Origin of the sequence: Pinisolibacter aquiterrae (assembly GCF_019160155.1) — a bacterium.
In the GTDB taxonomy this organism is placed as follows: Bacteria; Pseudomonadota; Alphaproteobacteria; order Rhizobiales; family Ancalomicrobiaceae; genus Pinisolibacter; species Pinisolibacter aquiterrae.
Map to the genome: position 1 here is coordinate 89,616 of NZ_JAFNIH010000030.1, position 18,157 is coordinate 107,772.

An 18,157-nucleotide genomic window follows, 5' to 3' on the forward strand; every position below is an offset into this window, starting at 1 on the left:
CAGATCAGCCGACCGGCTCGAACACCAGCACCGGCAGATCGGGCATCTCCATGACGGCGGCCTTCACCGGGATCGGTCCCTTGTCGTAGACCGCCTCGAGCGCCTCCGGCGTCGCCTCGATGCCGCGCACGATCGCTTGGACGATCACCCCTTCGTCGAGCCGGATATGGCCGTAGACATAGGGCGCGATCGGTTCGAATCGCGGATGGCAGGCGGGTGTGATGTTGTGGGTGGCGAAGAGCAGGGTGCCCTTGCCCGACAACGTCGTCCATTCGACGTCGAAACTGCCGCAGTGTTCACAGCAGTTGGTGGGCGGGAAGGTGATCTTCCCGCATTTGCGGCAACGCCGCCCCTCGAGTCTGCCCTCGCCCAGCGCCTCGTAGAAGGTGCGGATGGCGGAGTCTTGGAGGACCGCAGTATCCATGGTCGTCTCCTTTCTCGGTCACGCCGCGGCGAGGACGATGGTCGTGCCGATCATCGCATAGCCGTGGGTATGGATCATCGCCGCCACCGGCGGCTTGGCGATCTGGCGGGCTCCGGCGGTCCCGCGCATCTGCTGCACGGCCTCGTAGGTGTCCGAACCGGCACTCGCCGCCCAGGCATGACCGAAGGCGTGACGACCGCCGTGGGTCGACATCGGCCGATCCCCGTCGAAGCGCAGACGGCCCTCGCGGGCATAGTCCAGCGCCTTGCCGGGCTCGATGTAGCCGATCATCTCGGCGGTGCAGAGGCTCGAGATGTGCGAGCAGTCGTGGGTGTGGAGATAGCCGATGTCGGCGACGTCGACCCCCGACATTTCCACCGCGGCCGCCACCGAGCGACGGTCGAACTCCCAATCGGTCGGGTCTTCGTCGTACCACGGCAGATCCCGATAGGAGATGCCGAAGCCCTTGAACTCGACCGGCTTGGTGCCCTGCCGGACCAGATCGGGCCGGGTCAGGACCATCGCCGAGGCGCCGTCCGCGGTCGTCACCAGGCTCATCAGCCGCGACGGCCACGCGACGAACGGATTGTGCTGCGATTTCCAGAAGGCGTAAGGATCGGTGAAGCCGTGCCGGGCGGCCTTCGCCTCGAGCGTCTCCTGGCTGTTGGCCTTCGGCGTCAGCGAACCGTGCAGGCAGCGGGTGCGGCACAGTTCGAACATGCCCCGATCGAAGTCCTCGATCGAGACGCCGTATTTCCGGCAGTAGCCGAGCGCGACGAGGCCGTTGTAGGTCGAGAAGATGTCGTAGCCCTGCGGCACCTGATAGGCTTGGTTGACCGCCATGTCGGTCCACATCCAGGTCGTCTGATGCGAGATCGACTCCCGCTCCCACGGGCTCATCCCCTTGACCTTGGTGCGCGTGGTCTCGACCCCGACCACCAGGACGGTGTCGTAGGCGCCCGAGGCGATCGCCATCGCGGCCATCGCCGCGCCGACGTTCGTGGTCGAGCATTGCGCCTCGAAGTGAACCCCGGCCTTGAATTGGCCTCCCAACCATTTCGAGAGCTGCGAATAGGTCGCGGGCAATTGCGAGGAATGAACCATCGCATTGCCGACGAACACCGCGTCGACGTCGGCCGAGGTGAGGCCGGCGTCTTCCAGCGCTTCGCGCGCCGCGTTCGCCGCGAGTTCCTGCAGGCTCAGCCCACGGAGCTCGGGAGTCTCGAGAAGATCGCCGAAACGGGTGCAGCCCACCCCGGCGATGACGACACGTTCTTTCAACTTGTTGGCCATGATCGAAATCTCCCTGAGGAGAACCGGGCGCGAACGGTCGAGTAGGACGAGAGATCGCCGATGATCGTGGGACCGCCGCATCTTCCGAGATCGTAATCGATCCGACGGTATTCAAGTGATCGCGGACGGAATTCGATGCGTCATTTTGACACTCGACGACATCGAGGCGGCAGATACGACCTGTCGATGCGATCGATTACTCGGGAATGAAAGTAAATAGAGGAGGGTTCGAGTTTATTTCTTCGAATGTGGGAGGTGACCGACGGCCGGGTCGCGATCTTCGATCCCGGGGGGCGGGGCGCCGGCGAGGTTCCCCGCGAAGTCGTCCGGCGAACCACGGGGCAACCCATGGTCTTCGCTCCGGGATCGACGCGTCATGAGCCCGCTACGACCTCCACACGCCGTCCGCGTGCCGCGTGTTCGGTGTGGCCGTGGCGCGTGGACCTGCGCCTTCGTCTTCCCGCGCGTGGAAATCGTTCAGCGCGCCGCGTCGAGCGAGGAGAGCACCGCCTCGCTCGGCCAGCAGTCGAGAGGGAGGCCGGCGGCCTTCTGATAGGCGCCGACGGCCGAGCGCGTCAGCATGCCCGCCTTGCCGTCGATCTTGTCGTGATAGTAGCCGAGGCGCGCGAGGTGTTTCTGCATCGCCTCCACCGAGGTCGTGTGCAACTGGCGCGATGCCGACCACGGCGTCGTGAAGCCCCGCGAGGTCACGATCCGGTCGGCGAGATGGCCGACGAAGAGCACGTAGAGATCGGAGAAATTGTACTCCTTGATCACGAAATAGTTCTTCGTGACCATGAACGACGGCCCGTGGAGCCCCTCCGGCTGAAGGAGCGACGCCGGTTCTCCCCGTTCCGCCGGGGAGGGCGCGCGGCCGCCGAGCGGCACGACGCCGGCCGCGAGCCACGCGCCGATCGGCCGCCGCACCTCCGGCACCGCCAGGGTGCAGTCGAACGCGGCGGGCGGGCGCACCTCGAAGGCCCAGGTGACGCCCGCCTGCCAGCCCTTGTCGGCGAGCTGCTTGGCGGCCGAGGCGAGCGCGTCCGGCACCGAGTGCCAGATGTCGACGCGCCCGTCGCCGTCGAAATCGATGCCATGGCCGAAATATTCGGACGGCAGGAACTGGGTGAGGCCGGTCGCGCCCGCCCAGGAGGCGCGGAAGTCCTTTCGCGTCACCGCGCCCTCGTCGAGGATCTTCAGCGCGAGCAGGAACTCGGTACGGTACTGGTCCTTGCGACGGCCGGCATAGGCCTGCGTCGCCACGACCCTCAGCGCGTCGTACTTCTCCGGCGAGCGGCCGAAATCGGTCTCGCGGCCCCAGATCGCCAGCACCATCGTCGCCGGCACGCCGAAGCGCGCCTCGATCCGATCGAGCACGTCGCGATGGCGCTGCGAGAGCCGGCGCCCCTCGTTCGCCAGCCGCGCGATGGTCGTCTCCTTGACGTAGTCGGCCGGCGTCCGCACGAATTCCGGTTGTGCCGGAGCCCCGGTCGCGGGCCGCCCGGGGAGCGCGAGATCGGGCAGGCGGTAGTCGGGCTCGAGACCGCGCGTCTCGCGGTCGAAGGTCGCGCGCGAGACGCCGGCCTCGCGGGCCTCCGGCCACAGCGACGCCACGAAGGCCTCGAAGCCCGCGTCGGCCGCGCGCGCCGGGGCGGGGAGGGGCAGCGAAGCGCCGAGCACGGCGAGGGCGAAGAAACGGCGAAGGGATCGCAAGGGAACCACCCGGCGAGTCGGAGGGCGAGGACGTCACCGACGGTAGCATGCGGCCGGGCGGGCGAAAACGCGCGTCCGGCGGCGACACCGGCCGGATCTCCGGCGAACGGCGGGGCGCGGCGACGATGGTCTCGGCCGGACCGAGACGGCTCCTCAGGTCTCGAGCGCGTAGTCGATCGCCAGCGGCCCCTCCGCGTCGGAGATCTCCCGCACCGCCTCGAGGAAGCGGTCCCAGGTCTTTCGGTCGAGTTCGGCCGGCCGATCCGCATGCTTGGTGGCGATGCCCTGGAAATCGACGACGCTGCGATCGGCGCGGATGACGCGCCGTCCCGTCTTCTCCTCGAGCCGGGCGAGCAGCGAGGGAAACGGCATGTTCCAATGTTTGGCCGCGTCGTTGGCGAAGGAGGCGACCACCGGCACCATCGCCACCAGATCGGGGCTCGTCATCAGTTCGAGCCCACGCTCGCGCGGCGTCGCGTTGTGGCTGCAATGGTGGCCGACCTTGTAGAGCACGGTGCGGGCGAGGAGGTCCTCGATCCCGATGCGGCGATCGGTCCCGTCCTCGCCCTTTTCGGTCCACGCGAGCTCCCCCCACGACAGCCAGTTGCCGACCTGCGCGTCTCCGGGGAAGAGCATCACCCGCGCGTCCTTGCCGCGTCCGATCTCGAAGGCGATGGCGAGACTGGTGTTGTTGGTGTCGTTGTCGAGCTTGAGCGCCAGTTGTTCGCCGGCGAGCAGCCAATCCTGGTCGACCCGCCGCCACTCGTCCTCGGCCCGGTCGTAGACCGCGGCGAAGCGGCGGCGCGCCTCCCGTTCCTCGTGGTCGACGCCGGTCGCGGGCGCGTCGAAGGCGAGGAGCCGGCGCCGGCCGAAGGGAAGCACCAGGTCGGGCTCCTGCTCCGTCGCGTCGTCGAGTCCGGCCGCCCCGAGCGCGGCGAGATAGAAGAGGTCGTCGTCGCCACCGGCGGCCAGCTGATAGACCTCGCCCGTCCCCTTGCGCGGGGTGCTGCGCTTCAGCCACGCCTCGTCGCGCGGCGGGCCGAGGACGAAGGCGCGCAGATCGTCGAGCCCGGCGACCGGCACCGGATCGACGCCGGGCCGGAAGTAGCGCACGCTCTTCGCATGGGCGCGCAACGCCTCGAGGATCGAGCCGGTGGTGGCGCGCTTCTTCTTCCCCGTGGCGGCGAGCGCGGTCGGGTTCCTCTCCTCCTTCTCTTCCTCCTCCGGCGAGAGGCCGTAGAAGGCGAGAAGTTCGGAAAAGCCGAATTTGCGCGGCTTCACGTCCATCGTCTCGGCTTCCGGATCGGCCTCGGGCGACGCGTGGTCCGCCATCGCCATCGCCGCCGCGTGGCTGAGCTCGACCACGGCGAGCGCCCGGCGGCGGCCCTCGGCGAGGGTCTGCGCGAGTTCGTCGCGCCGATCCTCGGTCCAGGCGAGCCAGAGCTCGCCGACCTCGATCCGCGCGAAGACGTCCTCGGCCTGGGCGAAGCCGGACAGGTGGTCCCAATGCTCGTGGGTGACGATCAGCACGTCGAGCCGCCCGCCAGTCTCCGCCTCGATGTTCTTCATGATGCGCACGGCGCGGTCGGCGGCGCCGGGCATGCCCTGGAGAATGCCGCAGTCGATCAGGATGTTGGCCGTGCCGTCGCCCTTCGGCGCACGGATCAGGAAACAGTCGCCGAGAATGTCGCGATACATCCGCACCGTGAGCCGGCGGGGTTTCGAGGCGGTCTGCCGTTTCGCCATGGGTCCACCCCCGTCAGAGCATGCGATGAAGGAAGGCGAAGGGTTCGCGTTGCCGCTCGGCGCCGAAATAGGTCGCCCCCAGCGCCTCCGCCGCGCCGCCGAAGCGGAACTGGCGCTCCGCCTCGAGGCGGGCGGCGCTGTCGATCGACTTGACGATCGCGTAGCGGATCCGGCGCGTGCGGATGTCGACGATCAGCGTCGCCCCGCCCCGGAAGACGAAGTCGGGACGCACCCCGGGCTTGCGGCCGACCGCGTCCATCTCCGCCTGGAGCTCGGCGCTGCGATAGGCCCGGCGCTCCTGGGCGATCTCGATCACGACCTGCGGCTCGCGCTGCCCGTCCGGCCCGACCCGGTCGGCGAGCCGCACCGAATGGACCTCGACCTGCGGACGGCCGTCGTCGCGCCGCCGCCGGATCGTCTTCGGCGCGGCGTCGTCGAGGCGCAGGCCGATGGCGCGGGCGGCGTCGTCGCCGATCTTCTCCCGATTGTCGAGGATGTGGCGCTGGAGCCGGAAGGCGCGCGCCCGCGCGTCCTCGAACAGTCGCTCGCGCGCCTCCTCGTGGCCGAACGGTCGCTTCAGGAGATCGCCGAGATCGATCTGCGTCTCCAACGGCTCCCACAGGAGGTTCTCGATCGAGAGCGACCGGCACCCCTTGGGGAAGATCCCCCGCCGCCGGAACGCCTCGATGAAGGCGATGCGGTAGCCGCGATCGTCGTCGGCGACGAGGTCGTGGTCGGCGGTGATCAGCGCCCTCAGATAGTCGCCGAAGGTGACGTCGACGGGCGGCAGATAGTCGAGCGCGCGGATCGTGATCCGCAGCACGTGCCCCGCCGTCTTGACCGCCTCCGCCGTGAGACGGGCGACGAGATCGGGGTGGAGATCGCGATCGGGAAAGCGCCCGCCGTCGCCGGTGACGAGCCTGAGGAGGTCGGCGACGCGCGAGCGATAGATCGTCACGAAGGCGTCGAACACCGCCGCCACCAGAATGGCGCCACGGTCGTGCGGCTCCGAGGTCGCCGCGAGCCGGGTCGGATCGGGCAGGCCGGTCGCCGGGTCGAGGTCGTCGATCGCCTCGCGGAGCGCCCCGTAGTGACCGATCGCCTCGCCGAACTGCCGGGCGAGCCCGCTCAGCACCGACCGCCGGCCGAGATCGCCGCGGGTCTGCTCGATCTGCTGGCGCAGCGCGTCGGCGAGGGTGAAGTGCTGGAACAACGCGACGATGTCGGCGAACCCCTCGTGGAAGGCCGGCATGTCGACGTTGCTCGCATCGATGTAGCGTCGATGCATGCCGTCGAGGATGGCATGCGTCGTCTCGTGGGCGATGACGTCGTGCGAGAGGCAGGTGAAGACGAGGCCGCCGGGCAGATTGTGCCCCGGCCGGGTCCGCGAGGCGCGGAAATAGCCGAAGAGCAGCGCCTTCCGGTCGGGGCTGTAATAGGCATTGGCCTCACGCAGCGCATGAGGATAGATCCGCAACCGACCGACGTAGCGTTGCTTTTCGTCGCGGTCGATACGGGGTGCCCACAGCACCTTGCGGCCGAGAGCCCGTTCGAAGTTGCGGATGGTCGTCATCGCCACCGCATAGACCATCTGCTGGTGGAACTTCGGATTGCCTTCCGACGGCGCGGCGCCGTTCTGGACGAGGAGCACGGGATCGTCGAGGTCGACCGGGGCATAGAAACCGCCGGAGGCCGGATCGACGTCGACCACCTCGAGATATTCGCCGATCGGCCCCGGTTCGAGCGCCTCGCCGCCGATCTGGACGGTCGCCTCGTTGACGACCGCCAATTGCAGGTCGAGCGAGGCCGACGGGTCGAAGGCGTAGATCCTGAGGCGCCGAAACGGCAAGACCGACGGGGTCGGCGGGCGCGAACCGGGTGCCGGCATGGGATCGTCCTCCCCTCGCGACCCTGCCCGGTCTCAGTATTCGCCGGGGCAGGGAAAGCCTTTCGGATCGGTGATGGTCACGCCGTGGCGCGCCTGGAGCGCGGGACCGAAATGGGCGCGCAGCGCCGCGTCGGTGACCGCGTAACCCCAATTGATCAGGGCGTTCTGCTCGGCGTCCGGCATCGCCGCCAGCCGCGTCGGGATCGCCGCGAGCCGGGTCGGATCGCGTCCGGCGCAGCCGAGCGGGTCGGTGGCGAGCGGATAATCGGCATATCGGGTCCGGATGCCCCAATAGGCGCCGGTCACCTCGCCGCTCCGATAGGCCTCGATCAGATGGCGCTTGCGCAGGCTGCGGACCTGATCGTCGGAGATGGTCATGATGCGCACGGAATGGCGGACCCAATCGTCCTTCGGATCCGCCTCCGGCTCGATCTTCTGCCCGGCATCGGAGACGAGCACCGTCTCGCACGACTTGAACACGGTCTCGAGACCGAGATTGTCGTAGACGCCGCCGTCGCTGAGCACCACCCGGCGGCGGAACTCCGGCCCGGTCAGATCCGCCGGGACGTTCGGGTCGTAGGCCTGAGCCACGGTCATTTCGAGCGGCGACAGCACCGGCGGGAAGGCCGAGGAGGCCGCGACCGCGAGCGCGAGCCGCGTCGTCGGCCGGGGCACCAGGCCGACCCGATAATCCCCCATGTAGCGGCGGGTGAAGCGCCACAACGCCGCCGTCTGCACGTTGCTCGCGTTGAGCACGAAGAAGGGCGCCTTGCCGTCGCTGTCGTCGGGCAGGTCCTGCAGGGTCGCGTCGCCGTAGAGCGTGTCGGCATAGGCGTCCGCGACCCGGTCGGAGATCGAACCGGGCAACAGAATGCCGCCGATGATGGCGCCGGCGTCGATGTTGGTCGACGCCATCCGCCGGACGTCGGCGACGACGGCGCCGAGCCCGGTCGCCCGGCCGCTCGCGTCGAAGTTCAGCCGCTTCCACCTCAGACCGAGATGGGCTGCGGTGATCGACCCGCCGGAGACGCTGGAGATGCGCGCGAGCTTGCCGAGAAGCCCGGCCTCGTCGATGCGGATGAGCGTGCCCAGATGGAAGACCATGGCGCGATAGCCGCCGCCCGAAAGGCAGAGGCCGATGCCGGCGCGGGGTCGATCGGTATCGTCGAGCTGCGATGAGACGGCCATGACACCCTCCCGCTCGTTCCTCCCGCCGGAGAGGCTCGTCCCCGGTCGTTCGCCGCCGCGTGGATCTCCTCCGGCCGAGCCGGGTGGGACAAACCGAGGCGTGTGGGGAGTATGCTACACAATCGATTAGATCGCGCAAGCGCCATTCTCGCTCCCGGCGAAACGGGGCCGTGCGCCCGAGCCCCGTCGCCTCACCCCTCCGCGGCGCCCATCTCGCGGAGACGCGGCGGCTCCGGGGCGGGGTCGTGCGGTCCACCGCCACGGCCGTGCGGATGGATCTCCTCGCGGGCGAGGACCGCGAGCCCGTCCGGGAAGACTCCCGATCGGATCGAGTCCCGCCCATCGGCGAGACGCGTGACCGCGCCGTCGGGCCGAAATCCGTCCCAGTCGCCCGAGCCCGCCCCACCCGCGCGCGCGAACACCTCGAGGGCGGTCGCCTCGTGAAGCGCGAAACGCCAGCGCTCCACGTCTGCCATGTTCTCCGCCCTCATCGACGCATCGGTGTCGCTCTCGGCCCGCGGAACGATCCAACGCTCGCCGCGCCATTCGACCACGTCGTAAGGGAGGTCGACCGGCTCGCCCCGCCGCAAGGGTTCGCCCTGTCCCGGTCCGAACACGAGATCGAGAACGGTCGCGTAGTTTCCCACGACGACGGAGCCGGCGGTGACGATCTGCGGCGGGGGCATGTCGGACGTGCCTCCGAAGAAGGACCGCTTCGGCCGCGTGTGATGCACGACCATCTCCGCCTCCGCCGGCGGCGCCGAGGATCCGGGGATCATGCGCGATCCGACCGCGAACCCGTGGCTGGCGATGCCGCTCCCCACGCGATGACCGAGATGCGGTTCGACCTGTCGCGTGTACCCCTTGGCCACGGTGCGGTCGAAGGCGGCGGCGCCGAGGCTGGTCGTGCCCTTGGACTCGACCAACGCAACCTCGCGCGTACCGAGGCTCGCGAAGACGAAGTCCGGGCCGGGCCGGGTCTTCGGATCGCCCTTGGGCGTCTGGTTCTCGAAATGGTCGGCCCAGACGTGGCCCTCGGCGATCATGAAGAGATAGGCGAGACCGGCGGCGACCGCGCCACCGAAATGGCTCCGATCGGAGTCCTTGTAGGCGCGGACGCCGTCGAGGAGGAAGAACTCGGACGAGGTGTCGTCGACGTGATGCGCGATGCGCGCCTCCGCCGCGCGCCGTTCGAGGGCCGCCAGCTCCGGCGGGATGGACCGGCGAAGCGAACAGCGCGCCACCGCGCCGAACAAGGCCGCCGGACCGAAGGTCAGAAACCGCGTCTCCGGCGCCCGGCCGAGCACCGGGTTCGGCCGCTCCTGCGGACCGGAATGGCCGGTGACGGGCCGCGCGACGGCGACGGTCTTCGACTTCCTGGCCCAGCTCATCCCCGTCCCTCGTCGCTCGCACGCGTCGTCGCGATTGAGCACGAAATCGGGTGTGGCGTCCATGGGGTACCACTCCGGATGGGTGGTCGACCCGGGAGACGGGGCGTCAGCCGAGCGCGTCGGTGATCGCCTTGCCGCAGCCGACCGTGTCGGCGCGGCCGCCGACGTCGGCGGTGCGGGCGTTCGGCTCGACCAACACCCGCTCGATCGCCCTGAGGATCGAGGCGGCGGCCTTCGCCTCGCCGAGATGCTCGAGCATCATCGCCGCCGACCAGATCTGCCCGATCGGATTGGCGATGCCGCGCCCGGCGATGTCCGGCGCCGATCCGTGCACGGGCTCGAACAGCGAGGGATGGGTGCGGTCGGGGTTGATGTTGCCGGAAGGGGCGATGCCGATCGTGCCGGTGCACGCCGGGCCGAGGTCGGAGAGGATGTCGCCGAAGAGATTGGAGGCGACCACCACGTCGAAACGATCGGGATGGAGCACGAACTGCGCCGTCAGAATGTCGATGTGGTACTTGTCGGTGCGGATGTCGGGATAGGCGGCGCGCATCGCCTCCACCCGCTCGTCCCAATAGGGCATCGAGATCGCCACCCCGTTCGACTTGGTCGCCGAGGTGAGGTGCTTCTTCGGCCGCGACCGCGCCAGCTCGAAGGCGTATTTCAGGACCCGGTCGATGCCGTGGCGCGACATGACCGTCTCCTGGATCACGATCTCGCGCGGCGTGCCGGGATACATCCGCCCGCCGATCGAGGTGTATTCGCCCTCGGTGTTCTCGCGCACGACCCAGAAGTCGATGTCGCCGGGCTTGCGGCCGGCGAGCGGCGAGGGCACGCCCGGCATCAGCCGCACCGGGCGCAGATTGACGTATTGGTCGTATTCGCGCCGGAACTGGAGGAGCGAGCCCCACAGCGAGACGTGATCGGGCACCGTCTCGGGCCAGCCGACGGCGCCGAAGAAGATCGCGTCGACCGCGCCGATCCGCTCCTTCCAATCCTCCGGCATCATCGCGCCGTGGCGCGCGTACCAGTCGCAGGAGGCGAAGTCGTGCCAGGTCTGCTCGATCTCGAAACCGTGGAGCGCCGCGGCCTTCTCGAGCACGCGGATGCCCTCCGGCATCACTTCCTTGCCGATGCCGTCGCCGGGGATGACGGCGATGCGGTGACGTCGTGCGGTCATGGGGTCGTCTCCTGTGGCGCCGGCGCTCAGCGCCCGACTGGGGCGAGCTTCAGCCCGCCCATGTGAAAGGCCTTGGGCTCGAGATATTCGGCGATGCCGAGCGAGCCCCCCTCGCGGCCGAGGCCCGACTGTTTGAGGCCGCCGAAGGGGGCGACCTCCATCGAGACCGAGCCGGTGTTGAGCCCGACCATGCCGAATTCGAGCGCCTCGCCGACCCGCCAGGCGCGGTGGAGATCCTCGGTGTAGAAATAGGCGGCGAGGCCGAAGGGCGTGCCGTTGGCGATCGCGATCGCCTCCGCCTCGGTCTCGAAGCGGAAGATCGGCGCGACCGGGCCGAAGGTCTCCTCGTTGGCGATCATCATGTCGGTGGTCGCGCCGGTGAGGACCATCGGCGCGGCGAAACGGACGGGATCGCCCTCGTCCGCGACCCGGGCGGCGACGGCCGCCCCCTTGGCGAGCGCGTCCTCGACATGGGCGCGCACCTTGGCGGTGGCGGCGGCGTTGATCAGCGGACCGATGGTGACGCCGGCGCGCGTGCCCGGCCCCATCGTCTGCGCCGCGACCTTTTCGGCGAGCCGGGCGACGAAGGCGTCGTGGATGCCGGACTGGACCAGGATGCGGTTGGCGCAGACGCAGGTCTGGCCGGCGTTGCGGAACTTCGAGGCCATGGCGCCCTCGACCGCGATGTCGAGATCGGCGTCGTCGAAGACGATGAAGGGCGCGTTGCCGCCGAGTTCCAGGCTGAGCTTCTTCAGCGTTCCGGCCGAGGCGCGCATCAGATGGGCGCCGACCCGGGTCGAGCCGGTGAAGGAGATCTTGCGCACGATCGGGTTGGCGGTCAGCTCGTCGCCGATCGCCACCGGAAGCCCCGTCACCACCGAGATCACCCCGGCCGGGATCCCGGCCCGTTCGGCGAGCCGCGCGATCGCCAGCGCCGAGAAGGGCGTCAGCTCCGACGGCTTGATCACCATGGTGCAGCCGGCGGCCAGCGCCGGCCCCGCCTTGCGGGTGATCATGGCGATCGGGAAGTTCCACGGCGTGATCGCCGCGGTGACGCCGATCGGCTCCTCGAGCACCAGGATGCGCCGGTCGGCGGTGGGCGCGGGGACGGTGTGACCGTAGACGCGCCGCGCCTCCTCGGCGAACCACTTCACGAAGGAGGCGCCGTAGCGCACCTCGCCCTCGGCCTCGCCGAGCGGCTTGCCCTGTTCGGCGGTCATGATCCGGGCGAGGTCGGGGGCGACCGCGAGGATGAGATCGTTCCAGCGTTCGAGGAGGCGCGCCCGCTCGCCCGCCGGGGTGCGCCGCCACGCCGGAAACGCCGCCGCCGCCGCCTCGATCGCCCGCCGCGTCTCGGCCGCGCCGCAGGCCGGGACCGTGCCGACGACCGCGCCGGTGGCGGGGTCCTCGACGTCGAGCGTCGCGCCGTCGTCGGCATCGGACCAGACGCCGCCGATCAGGGCGGACCGGCGCAGCAGGTCCGGGTCGTCGAGGCGGAGCGGCGAGAGCGAGCGGGTCATGATCCTGTCCTTCAATAGCCGCGGTCGCGCGAGACGAGGCCGATCGGCGTCTCGCCGGCACGGTGGCGGCGGATGGCGTCGAGAACCGCGTCGACGGCGGTCTCCGGGCGGGTGTGGCTGGCGATGTGCGGGGTGAGGAGGATGCGGGGATGCGTCCAGAACGGATGATCCGGCGGCGGCGGCTCGGCATCGGCGACGTCGAGGATCGCCGCCGAGAGCCGGCCCTCATCGAGCGCGGCGACGAGATCGGCGGTGACGAGATGGCCGCCGCGCCCGACGTTGACGATGCTCGCCCCCTCCGGCAGCCGGGAGAAGGTCGCGGCGCCGAGAATGCCGCGCGTCTCCTCGGTCAGCGGCAGGAGGCAGACCAGAATGTCGGTGCGCGCCAGGAACGCGTCGAGCCCGTCGGCGCCGACGAAGACCTCGGCGCCCGCCATCTCGCGCGGCGTCCGGGCCCACACCGCCAGCGGAAAGCCGAACGGCGCCAGCGCCGCGAGAACCGCGCTTCCGAGACGCCCGGCCCCGAGAATGCCGATCCGCCGCTCCGCCGCCGGCCGATTGAGGATCTGGTGCCACCGGCCCTCGGCGCGCGCGTCGATGTAGGTCGGCAGGTCGCGATGGAGCGCCAGGACCGCCATGGCGACATAGGAGACCATTCCCTCGACGATGTTCGGATCGAGCATGCGCACGACCGGGACTTCGGGCGGGATGCGGGAGAAGTCGAACTGATCCACCCCGGCGCTGACGGAGAGGATCATCTCGAGATTGGGAAAGGCCGCGATCGGATCCTCCGGCGGCTCCCAGGCGAGCAGCAGGCGGATGTCGCGGGGATCCCCGACTTCCGGCCACAGGCGCACCTCGAGATCGGGCGCGCGGTCCGCGAGGACGCGCTTCCAGATTTCGCCACGGGTCGGATCGGCTTTGTAGAGCAGTGCCATGAAACCTCTCGGGTGATGAGCGCGCGGGACGGCGCGACGATCGTCAGGAGACGATCACCCACAGCTTACGCACCGTCTCGACCGTCTCCCAAGTGCCGACGAAGCCGGGCTGCAATACGAAGGTGTCACCGGCGGTGAAACGGCGCGGTTCTCCGCCGTCCTCGGTGATCACCACGACGCCGGAGAGCAGCGTGCACCACTCCCAGCTGATGCCCTTGATCGAGCGGGTTCGCCCCGGGGTCGCCTCCCAGAGGCCGGCGCGGATGCGGCCGTCGTCGACCGAATCGAGTTCCCAGGTGCGATAGGTCGGGTCGCCCTCGAGCAGCCGCTCGGGCAGCGCCTTGCTGACGGTGGGTGTGCCCGGGTCGTTCGGATCGAAGGCGACGAGACGGCTCATGGGAGACTCCGGAAGAGGTGGGGGGAGAGGGTGGCTCAGCGGCCTTCGTCGAGGAAGGCGGCGATGCGCTCGGCGATCATGATCGTCGGCATGTTGGTGTTGGCGCGCGGGATCGAGGGCATCAGCGAGGCGTCGGCGACGCGCAGGCCCTCGATGCCGTGGACCCGGCCGGTCGGCGAGGTGACGGCGGCGGGGTCGTCGGCGCGGCCCATGCGGGCGGTGCCGGAGGGATGCCAGGTGCAGCCGACGTTGGCGCGCACGAAGTCGGTCAGCCGCTCGTCGTCGGCGAGGAGCCCGGCGAGCGTGGTGCCGAGCGTCACGACGCCGTGCACCAGCGCCGGCCGCAGCGGCCCGGCGACGTCGAGAAGGCCGGAGAGGAGCCCGCGCTGGACCGCGTTCCAGACGCCGGGCGCCGCGATCTTCGCCACGCGCGGCGTGTAGCTCGCCGGAAAGACCGCGTCGCGGAACCCGTCCATGTGCGGATCGAGCAGCGCCTCGGCCCCCATCCGCAGCGCCTGTTTCAGCCGCAGGAGGTCGCGCTCGTCGCTCAACATGCGGAAGTCGACCTCCGGCTCGTGCCTCGGATCGGCCGAGACGAGCCGGAGAGACCCGCGCGAATGGGACTTGTTGACCCAGAAGAACAGGCTGCCGGTGCGCCGCCCGACCGAATGCCAACCCGCCCGCGACAGGATCGCGCCGTGCATGTCGCCGACCGGCATGTCGGGGAGGCCGGAGGAGAAGCGCCAGATCGCCTGTTCGTGGTGTTCGTCCGGGTCGCGCGCGCGGGCGGCCGGCGGCAGCCAGCAGGCGACCGCGATCGAGGGATGTTCCATCAGATTGCGCCCGACGCCGGGAAGGTCGTGGACGACCGCGAGCCCCGTCGCCGCCACCTCCGCCGCCGGCCCGATCCCCGAGCGCAGCAACAGCGTCGGCGTGTGGATCGCGCCGGCCGTGAGCACGACCTCCTTCGCGGAGACGTCGAAGGCGCGCCCGTCCGGCCCGATCAGACGGGCGCCGACCACGCGGCGGCCGTCGAAGAGCAGACGCTCGGCGACGTGCTCGGTCGCGATGCGCAGATTGGGCCGGCGCCGCACCGCCTCGGTCAGGTAGACGAAGGAGGTCGGTTGTCGCTCGCCGGCATCCGAGATCGCCACGACGCCGCGAAAGGTGCCGTCCTCCCACGGACCGTTCTGATCGGCGCGGATCGGATGACCCCGCCGGTCGAGGGTCTTCATCATCCGGTCGACGAAGGGCGAGAGCGCGGCGTCGGAGGTCCGCCGCACCACGATCGGCCCGTCGCGCCCGTGCGAGGGCCCGTCGAGATCGCGGTCCGCCTCGATCGCCCGGAACACCGGCAGGCACGCCTCCCAGGTCCAGCCCTCGGCGCCGAGCGCCTCCCATTCGTCGTAGTCGGAGGGCGCGCCGCGATTGGCCATCAGCGCGTTGATCGCCGAGCCGCCGCCGAGGAGCCGGGCCTGTTCGTAGCGCCGCGCCGCCGGGCGTCCCGCGCGGGTGCGCCCCATCGCCGCCGTGAGCGTGTTCCAGATGTTGCGCGTGTCGAGATAGGCGCGGCCGGGATAGCGGGCGCGCACCGCGTCGGGCGCGGTCGCGGGCGAGATGTCGCGGCCCGCCTCGACCAGCATCACCTCGCGGGAGGCGCGTTCGGAGAGCCGCGCGGCGAGCACGCAGCCGGCGGACCCGCCGCCGAGCACGAGGACGTCGGTCTTCATGCCTCGGCACTCTTCTTGGTCTCGGCGCGGGCCGAGAGCGAGACCAGGATCACCATCAGGAACGAGACGGCGGTGAGGAGGGTGCTGATCGCGGCGATGGTCGGGTCGATCTCGTCGCGCAGCGCCGTGAACATCCGCTTGGTGAGGGTCTGGTACTGGCCGCCGGAGATGAAGAGCGCCACCACCGTCTCGTCGAGCGCCGAGATGAAGGCGAAGAGGAGGCCCGAGATCACGCTCGCCCGGATCTGCGGCAGCACCACCACGAAGAAGGTGCGGAGCCGGTTCATGCCGAGACTGCGCGACACCATCTCCTGGACGGGATCGAACTTGCGCAGGCCCACCAGCACCGACGTCACCACATAGGGCAGCCCCAGCATGACGTTGGCGAGGATCAGCCCGGTCATCGTCGCGAGCAGGCCGACGTTGGCATAGACCAGGAACACCCCGACGGCGGTGATGACGATCGGCACCACCAGCGGCAACATCAGGATCACCTGGAGGTTGCGCACCCATTTCGACGTGCTCATGTTGAGCGCGTAGGCGGCGGCCGTGCCCATCACCGTGGCGATGGCGGCGCTCGACACGGCGAGCGTCAGGCTGACGCGGGTCGCCTGCATCCAGCCGGGATTGGCGAGATAGGCCTCGTACCAGCGCGTCGACCACGACGGCGGCGGGAAGGCGAGGAAGCGCGCGCCCGAGAAGGACATCGGCACGATGATCACCACCGGGATCATCAGCCACGCCAGGATCAGCACCACCAGGGTGACGAGAAGGATCTTGCCCGACTTCATGATCAACGCGCCCCCATGATGCGTTCGAACGGGATGAGGAGGCTCGCGAGGCGGAAGATCGCGAAGACGCAGAGCAGCAGGACGATGCTGATCGAGGAGGCCGCGCCCCATTCGTTGTAGAGTTCGATGTTGCGCGACACCAACATCGAAACCATGTAGGTCCGCCCGCCGCCGAGCAGTTCCGGCGTGATGTAGAAGCCGAGCGTCAACACGAAGACCAGCACCATGCCGGCGACGACGCCCGGCAGGGACAAGGGCAGGAACACCCTGAGGAACACGTGCAGCGGCGTGCCGCCGAGGCTGGCGCCGGCCATGGTGAGTTCCCGAGGGATCTTCTGCATGGTCGCGTAGAGCGGCAGAACCATGAACGGCAGCAGGATGTGGATCGTCGCGATCACCGTGCCGAACTCGTTGTTGACGAGGATCAGCGGGTGATCGATCACGCCGAGATCGCTCAGCGCCCCGTTCACCAGCCCGCGCCGCTGCAGGAGGATCAGCCAAGCGTAGGCGCGCACCAGCACGCTGGTCCAGAACGGCAGCACCACCATGGCGAGGATCAGGAGGCTCGTCCGCCGCGACGACCCCGCCGCCAGATAGGCGACGGGATAGCCGAGCAGAACCGTCGCCGCCGTCACCACGAAGGCGATGCGGAAGGTCTGAAGGAAGGCCATCCAATAGACGTCGTCGTGCAGGAACCGGGCGTAGTGCGCCAGGGTGAAGCCGCCGTCCTGCCGGACGGACTGCCACACCAGCCAACACAGCGGCACCACCAGCAGGGCCACCACCACGCTCAGGGCCGGGGCCAGGAGCATGAGGGTGAGGCGTCGCTCGCGGCTTTCGTGGGCGCGCGACGGATCGATGGACGTCGACGACATGGACTGCCTCCCTTCCGATCCTCGGATCACTTCTGGATGAAGGCCGCCCAGCGCTTCTGCGCCTCTTCACCCGCCGGCGAGCTCCACCATTCGGTCGAGACCAGCACCTGCTTGGCCGCGTTCTCCGGCGAGCTCGGCATCTGCGCCGCGCGTTCCTTGGAGATCTTGCCGGTGGCATAGGCGGCCGGGTTGCCGGGGCCGTAGTCGATGTAGGCGGGGAAGTTCGCCTGGATCTCCGGCGTCATGGCGGCATTGACGAACTTGACCGCGGTGGCGAGGTTCGGCGCGCCCTTCACGATGCAGAGCGAGGTGAACTGCAGGAAGCCCTGATTGTAGGTGAAGCCGACCGGCGCCCCCTCCTTGGCGACGGCGGAGACGCGACCGTTCCACGCCATCTCCATGTCGACCTCGCCGTCGGCGAGGAGCTGGGCCGACTGCGCGCCCGAGGTCCACCACACCGTGACGTGCGGCTTGATCTCCTCGAGCTTCTTGAAGGCGCGATCGACGTCGAGCGGATAGAGCTTGTCGGCGGGAACCCCGTCGGCGAGCAGCGCCGCCTCCATGGTCGCCAGCGGATGGTTGCGCAGCGCGCGCGTGCCCGGGAACGTCTTCACGTCCCAGAAGTCGGCCCAGGTCTGCGGACCCTTGTCGCCGAACTTCTTCTTGTTGAAGGCGAGAACCGACGAATAGAACTCGTAGGCGACCGAATAGGGGGTCTTGTAGGCGGCCGGCATCGAGGCGGCGTTGGGGATCTGGGAGAAGTCGAGCTTCTCGATCATGCCCTGCTCGCCGCCGCGCACGCAGTCCTTGGTCGGCGTGTCGATCACGTCCCAGATCGGCTTGCCGGTGGCGGTCTGGGTCTTGACGACCGGCCAGGCGTCGGGGGCGCTGTCCTGGTCGACGGTGATGCCGAGCAACTTGGCGACCGGATCGAGGATCGCCTTGGTCTGAGCCTCCTGATAGGCACCGCCCTGTGAGACGAAGGTGATCTGCTCGGCCGAGGCCGTGCCTGCGGAGAAAGCGACGAGAGACGTGGTGATCATCGCGAGGGAGAGGGTCACGCGCATTTCTGTTCTCCTCGGC

15 protein-coding genes are annotated in these 18,157 nt (G+C 69.5%); all 15 read right to left on the bottom strand.

Annotation, left to right across the window (positions count from 1 at the left end; genetic code table 11):
• Positions 1–4 precede the first annotated feature (4 nt).
• The 15 genes from J3S89_RS12360 to J3S89_RS12430 all read right to left on the bottom strand — a co-directional run bounded on the left by J3S89_RS12360 (position 5) and on the right by J3S89_RS12430 (position 18,141).
• Complete coding sequence (locus J3S89_RS12360; RefSeq protein WP_217927858.1) at positions 5–424, bottom strand: Zn-ribbon domain-containing OB-fold protein; 420 nt, start codon at positions 422–424, stop codon at positions 5–7.
• An 18-nt stretch (positions 425–442) separates the two neighbouring features.
• A complete protein-coding gene (locus J3S89_RS12365; RefSeq protein ID WP_217927859.1) occupies positions 443–1,717 on the bottom strand; it encodes a thiolase family protein in 1,275 nt (424 codons plus the stop codon).
• Positions 1,718–2,194: 477 nt separating this feature from the next.
• Positions 2,195–3,430, bottom strand: coding sequence for a lytic murein transglycosylase (locus J3S89_RS12370; RefSeq protein ID WP_217927860.1), 1,236 nt, complete (start codon positions 3,428–3,430; stop codon positions 2,195–2,197).
• Positions 3,431–3,583: 153 nt separating this feature from the next.
• Positions 3,584–5,176, bottom strand: coding sequence for an MBL fold metallo-hydrolase (locus J3S89_RS12375; RefSeq protein ID WP_217927861.1), 1,593 nt, complete (start codon positions 5,174–5,176; stop codon positions 3,584–3,586).
• A gap of 13 nt (positions 5,177–5,189) precedes the next feature.
• Complete coding sequence (locus tag J3S89_RS12380; RefSeq protein WP_217927862.1) at positions 5,190–7,064, bottom strand: gluzincin family metallopeptidase; 1,875 nt, start codon at positions 7,062–7,064, stop codon at positions 5,190–5,192.
• Positions 7,065–7,097: 33 nt separating this feature from the next.
• Entirely contained in the window at positions 7,098–8,252 is a 1,155-nt protein-coding gene (locus J3S89_RS12385) for a patatin-like phospholipase family protein (protein ID WP_217927863.1), read from the bottom strand.
• A gap of 191 nt (positions 8,253–8,443) precedes the next feature.
• Entirely contained in the window at positions 8,444–9,643 is a 1,200-nt protein-coding gene (locus J3S89_RS12390) for a hypothetical protein (protein ID WP_217927864.1), read from the bottom strand.
• A 106-nt stretch (positions 9,644–9,749) separates the two neighbouring features.
• Positions 9,750–10,823, bottom strand: coding sequence for a tartrate dehydrogenase (locus J3S89_RS12395; protein ID WP_217927865.1), 1,074 nt, complete (start codon positions 10,821–10,823; stop codon positions 9,750–9,752).
• Positions 10,824–10,849: 26 nt separating this feature from the next.
• Positions 10,850–12,343 (bottom strand): NAD-dependent succinate-semialdehyde dehydrogenase, encoded by a 1,494-nt coding sequence (locus tag J3S89_RS12400; protein WP_217927866.1) that lies wholly within the window; start codon positions 12,341–12,343, stop codon positions 10,850–10,852.
• An 11-nt stretch (positions 12,344–12,354) separates the two neighbouring features.
• Positions 12,355–13,281: a 2-hydroxyacid dehydrogenase gene (locus J3S89_RS12405; protein ID WP_217927867.1), complete on the bottom strand. Its 927-nt coding sequence runs from the start codon at positions 13,279–13,281 to the stop codon at positions 12,355–12,357.
• 43 nt (positions 13,282–13,324) lie between these two features.
• Positions 13,325–13,678: a cupin domain-containing protein gene (locus tag J3S89_RS12410; RefSeq protein WP_217927868.1), complete on the bottom strand. Its 354-nt coding sequence runs from the start codon at positions 13,676–13,678 to the stop codon at positions 13,325–13,327.
• Between the two features lie 35 nt (positions 13,679–13,713).
• Entirely contained in the window at positions 13,714–15,408 is a 1,695-nt protein-coding gene (locus tag J3S89_RS12415; RefSeq protein WP_217927869.1) for a GMC family oxidoreductase, read from the bottom strand.
• A complete protein-coding gene (locus J3S89_RS12420; protein ID WP_217927870.1) occupies positions 15,405–16,199 on the bottom strand; it encodes an ABC transporter permease in 795 nt (264 codons plus the stop codon). The genes J3S89_RS12415 and J3S89_RS12420 overlap by 4 nt, the downstream gene beginning before the upstream one ends.
• A 2-nt stretch (positions 16,200–16,201) precedes the next feature.
• Positions 16,202–17,074, bottom strand: a complete 873-nt coding sequence (locus J3S89_RS12425) for an ABC transporter permease (protein WP_217927871.1) — start codon at positions 17,072–17,074, stop codon at positions 16,202–16,204.
• A 26-nt stretch (positions 17,075–17,100) separates the two neighbouring features.
• Positions 17,101–18,141 (bottom strand): ABC transporter substrate-binding protein, encoded by a 1,041-nt coding sequence (locus J3S89_RS12430; protein ID WP_217927872.1) that lies wholly within the window; start codon positions 18,139–18,141, stop codon positions 17,101–17,103.
• Between the last annotated feature and the right edge of the window lie 16 nt (positions 18,142–18,157).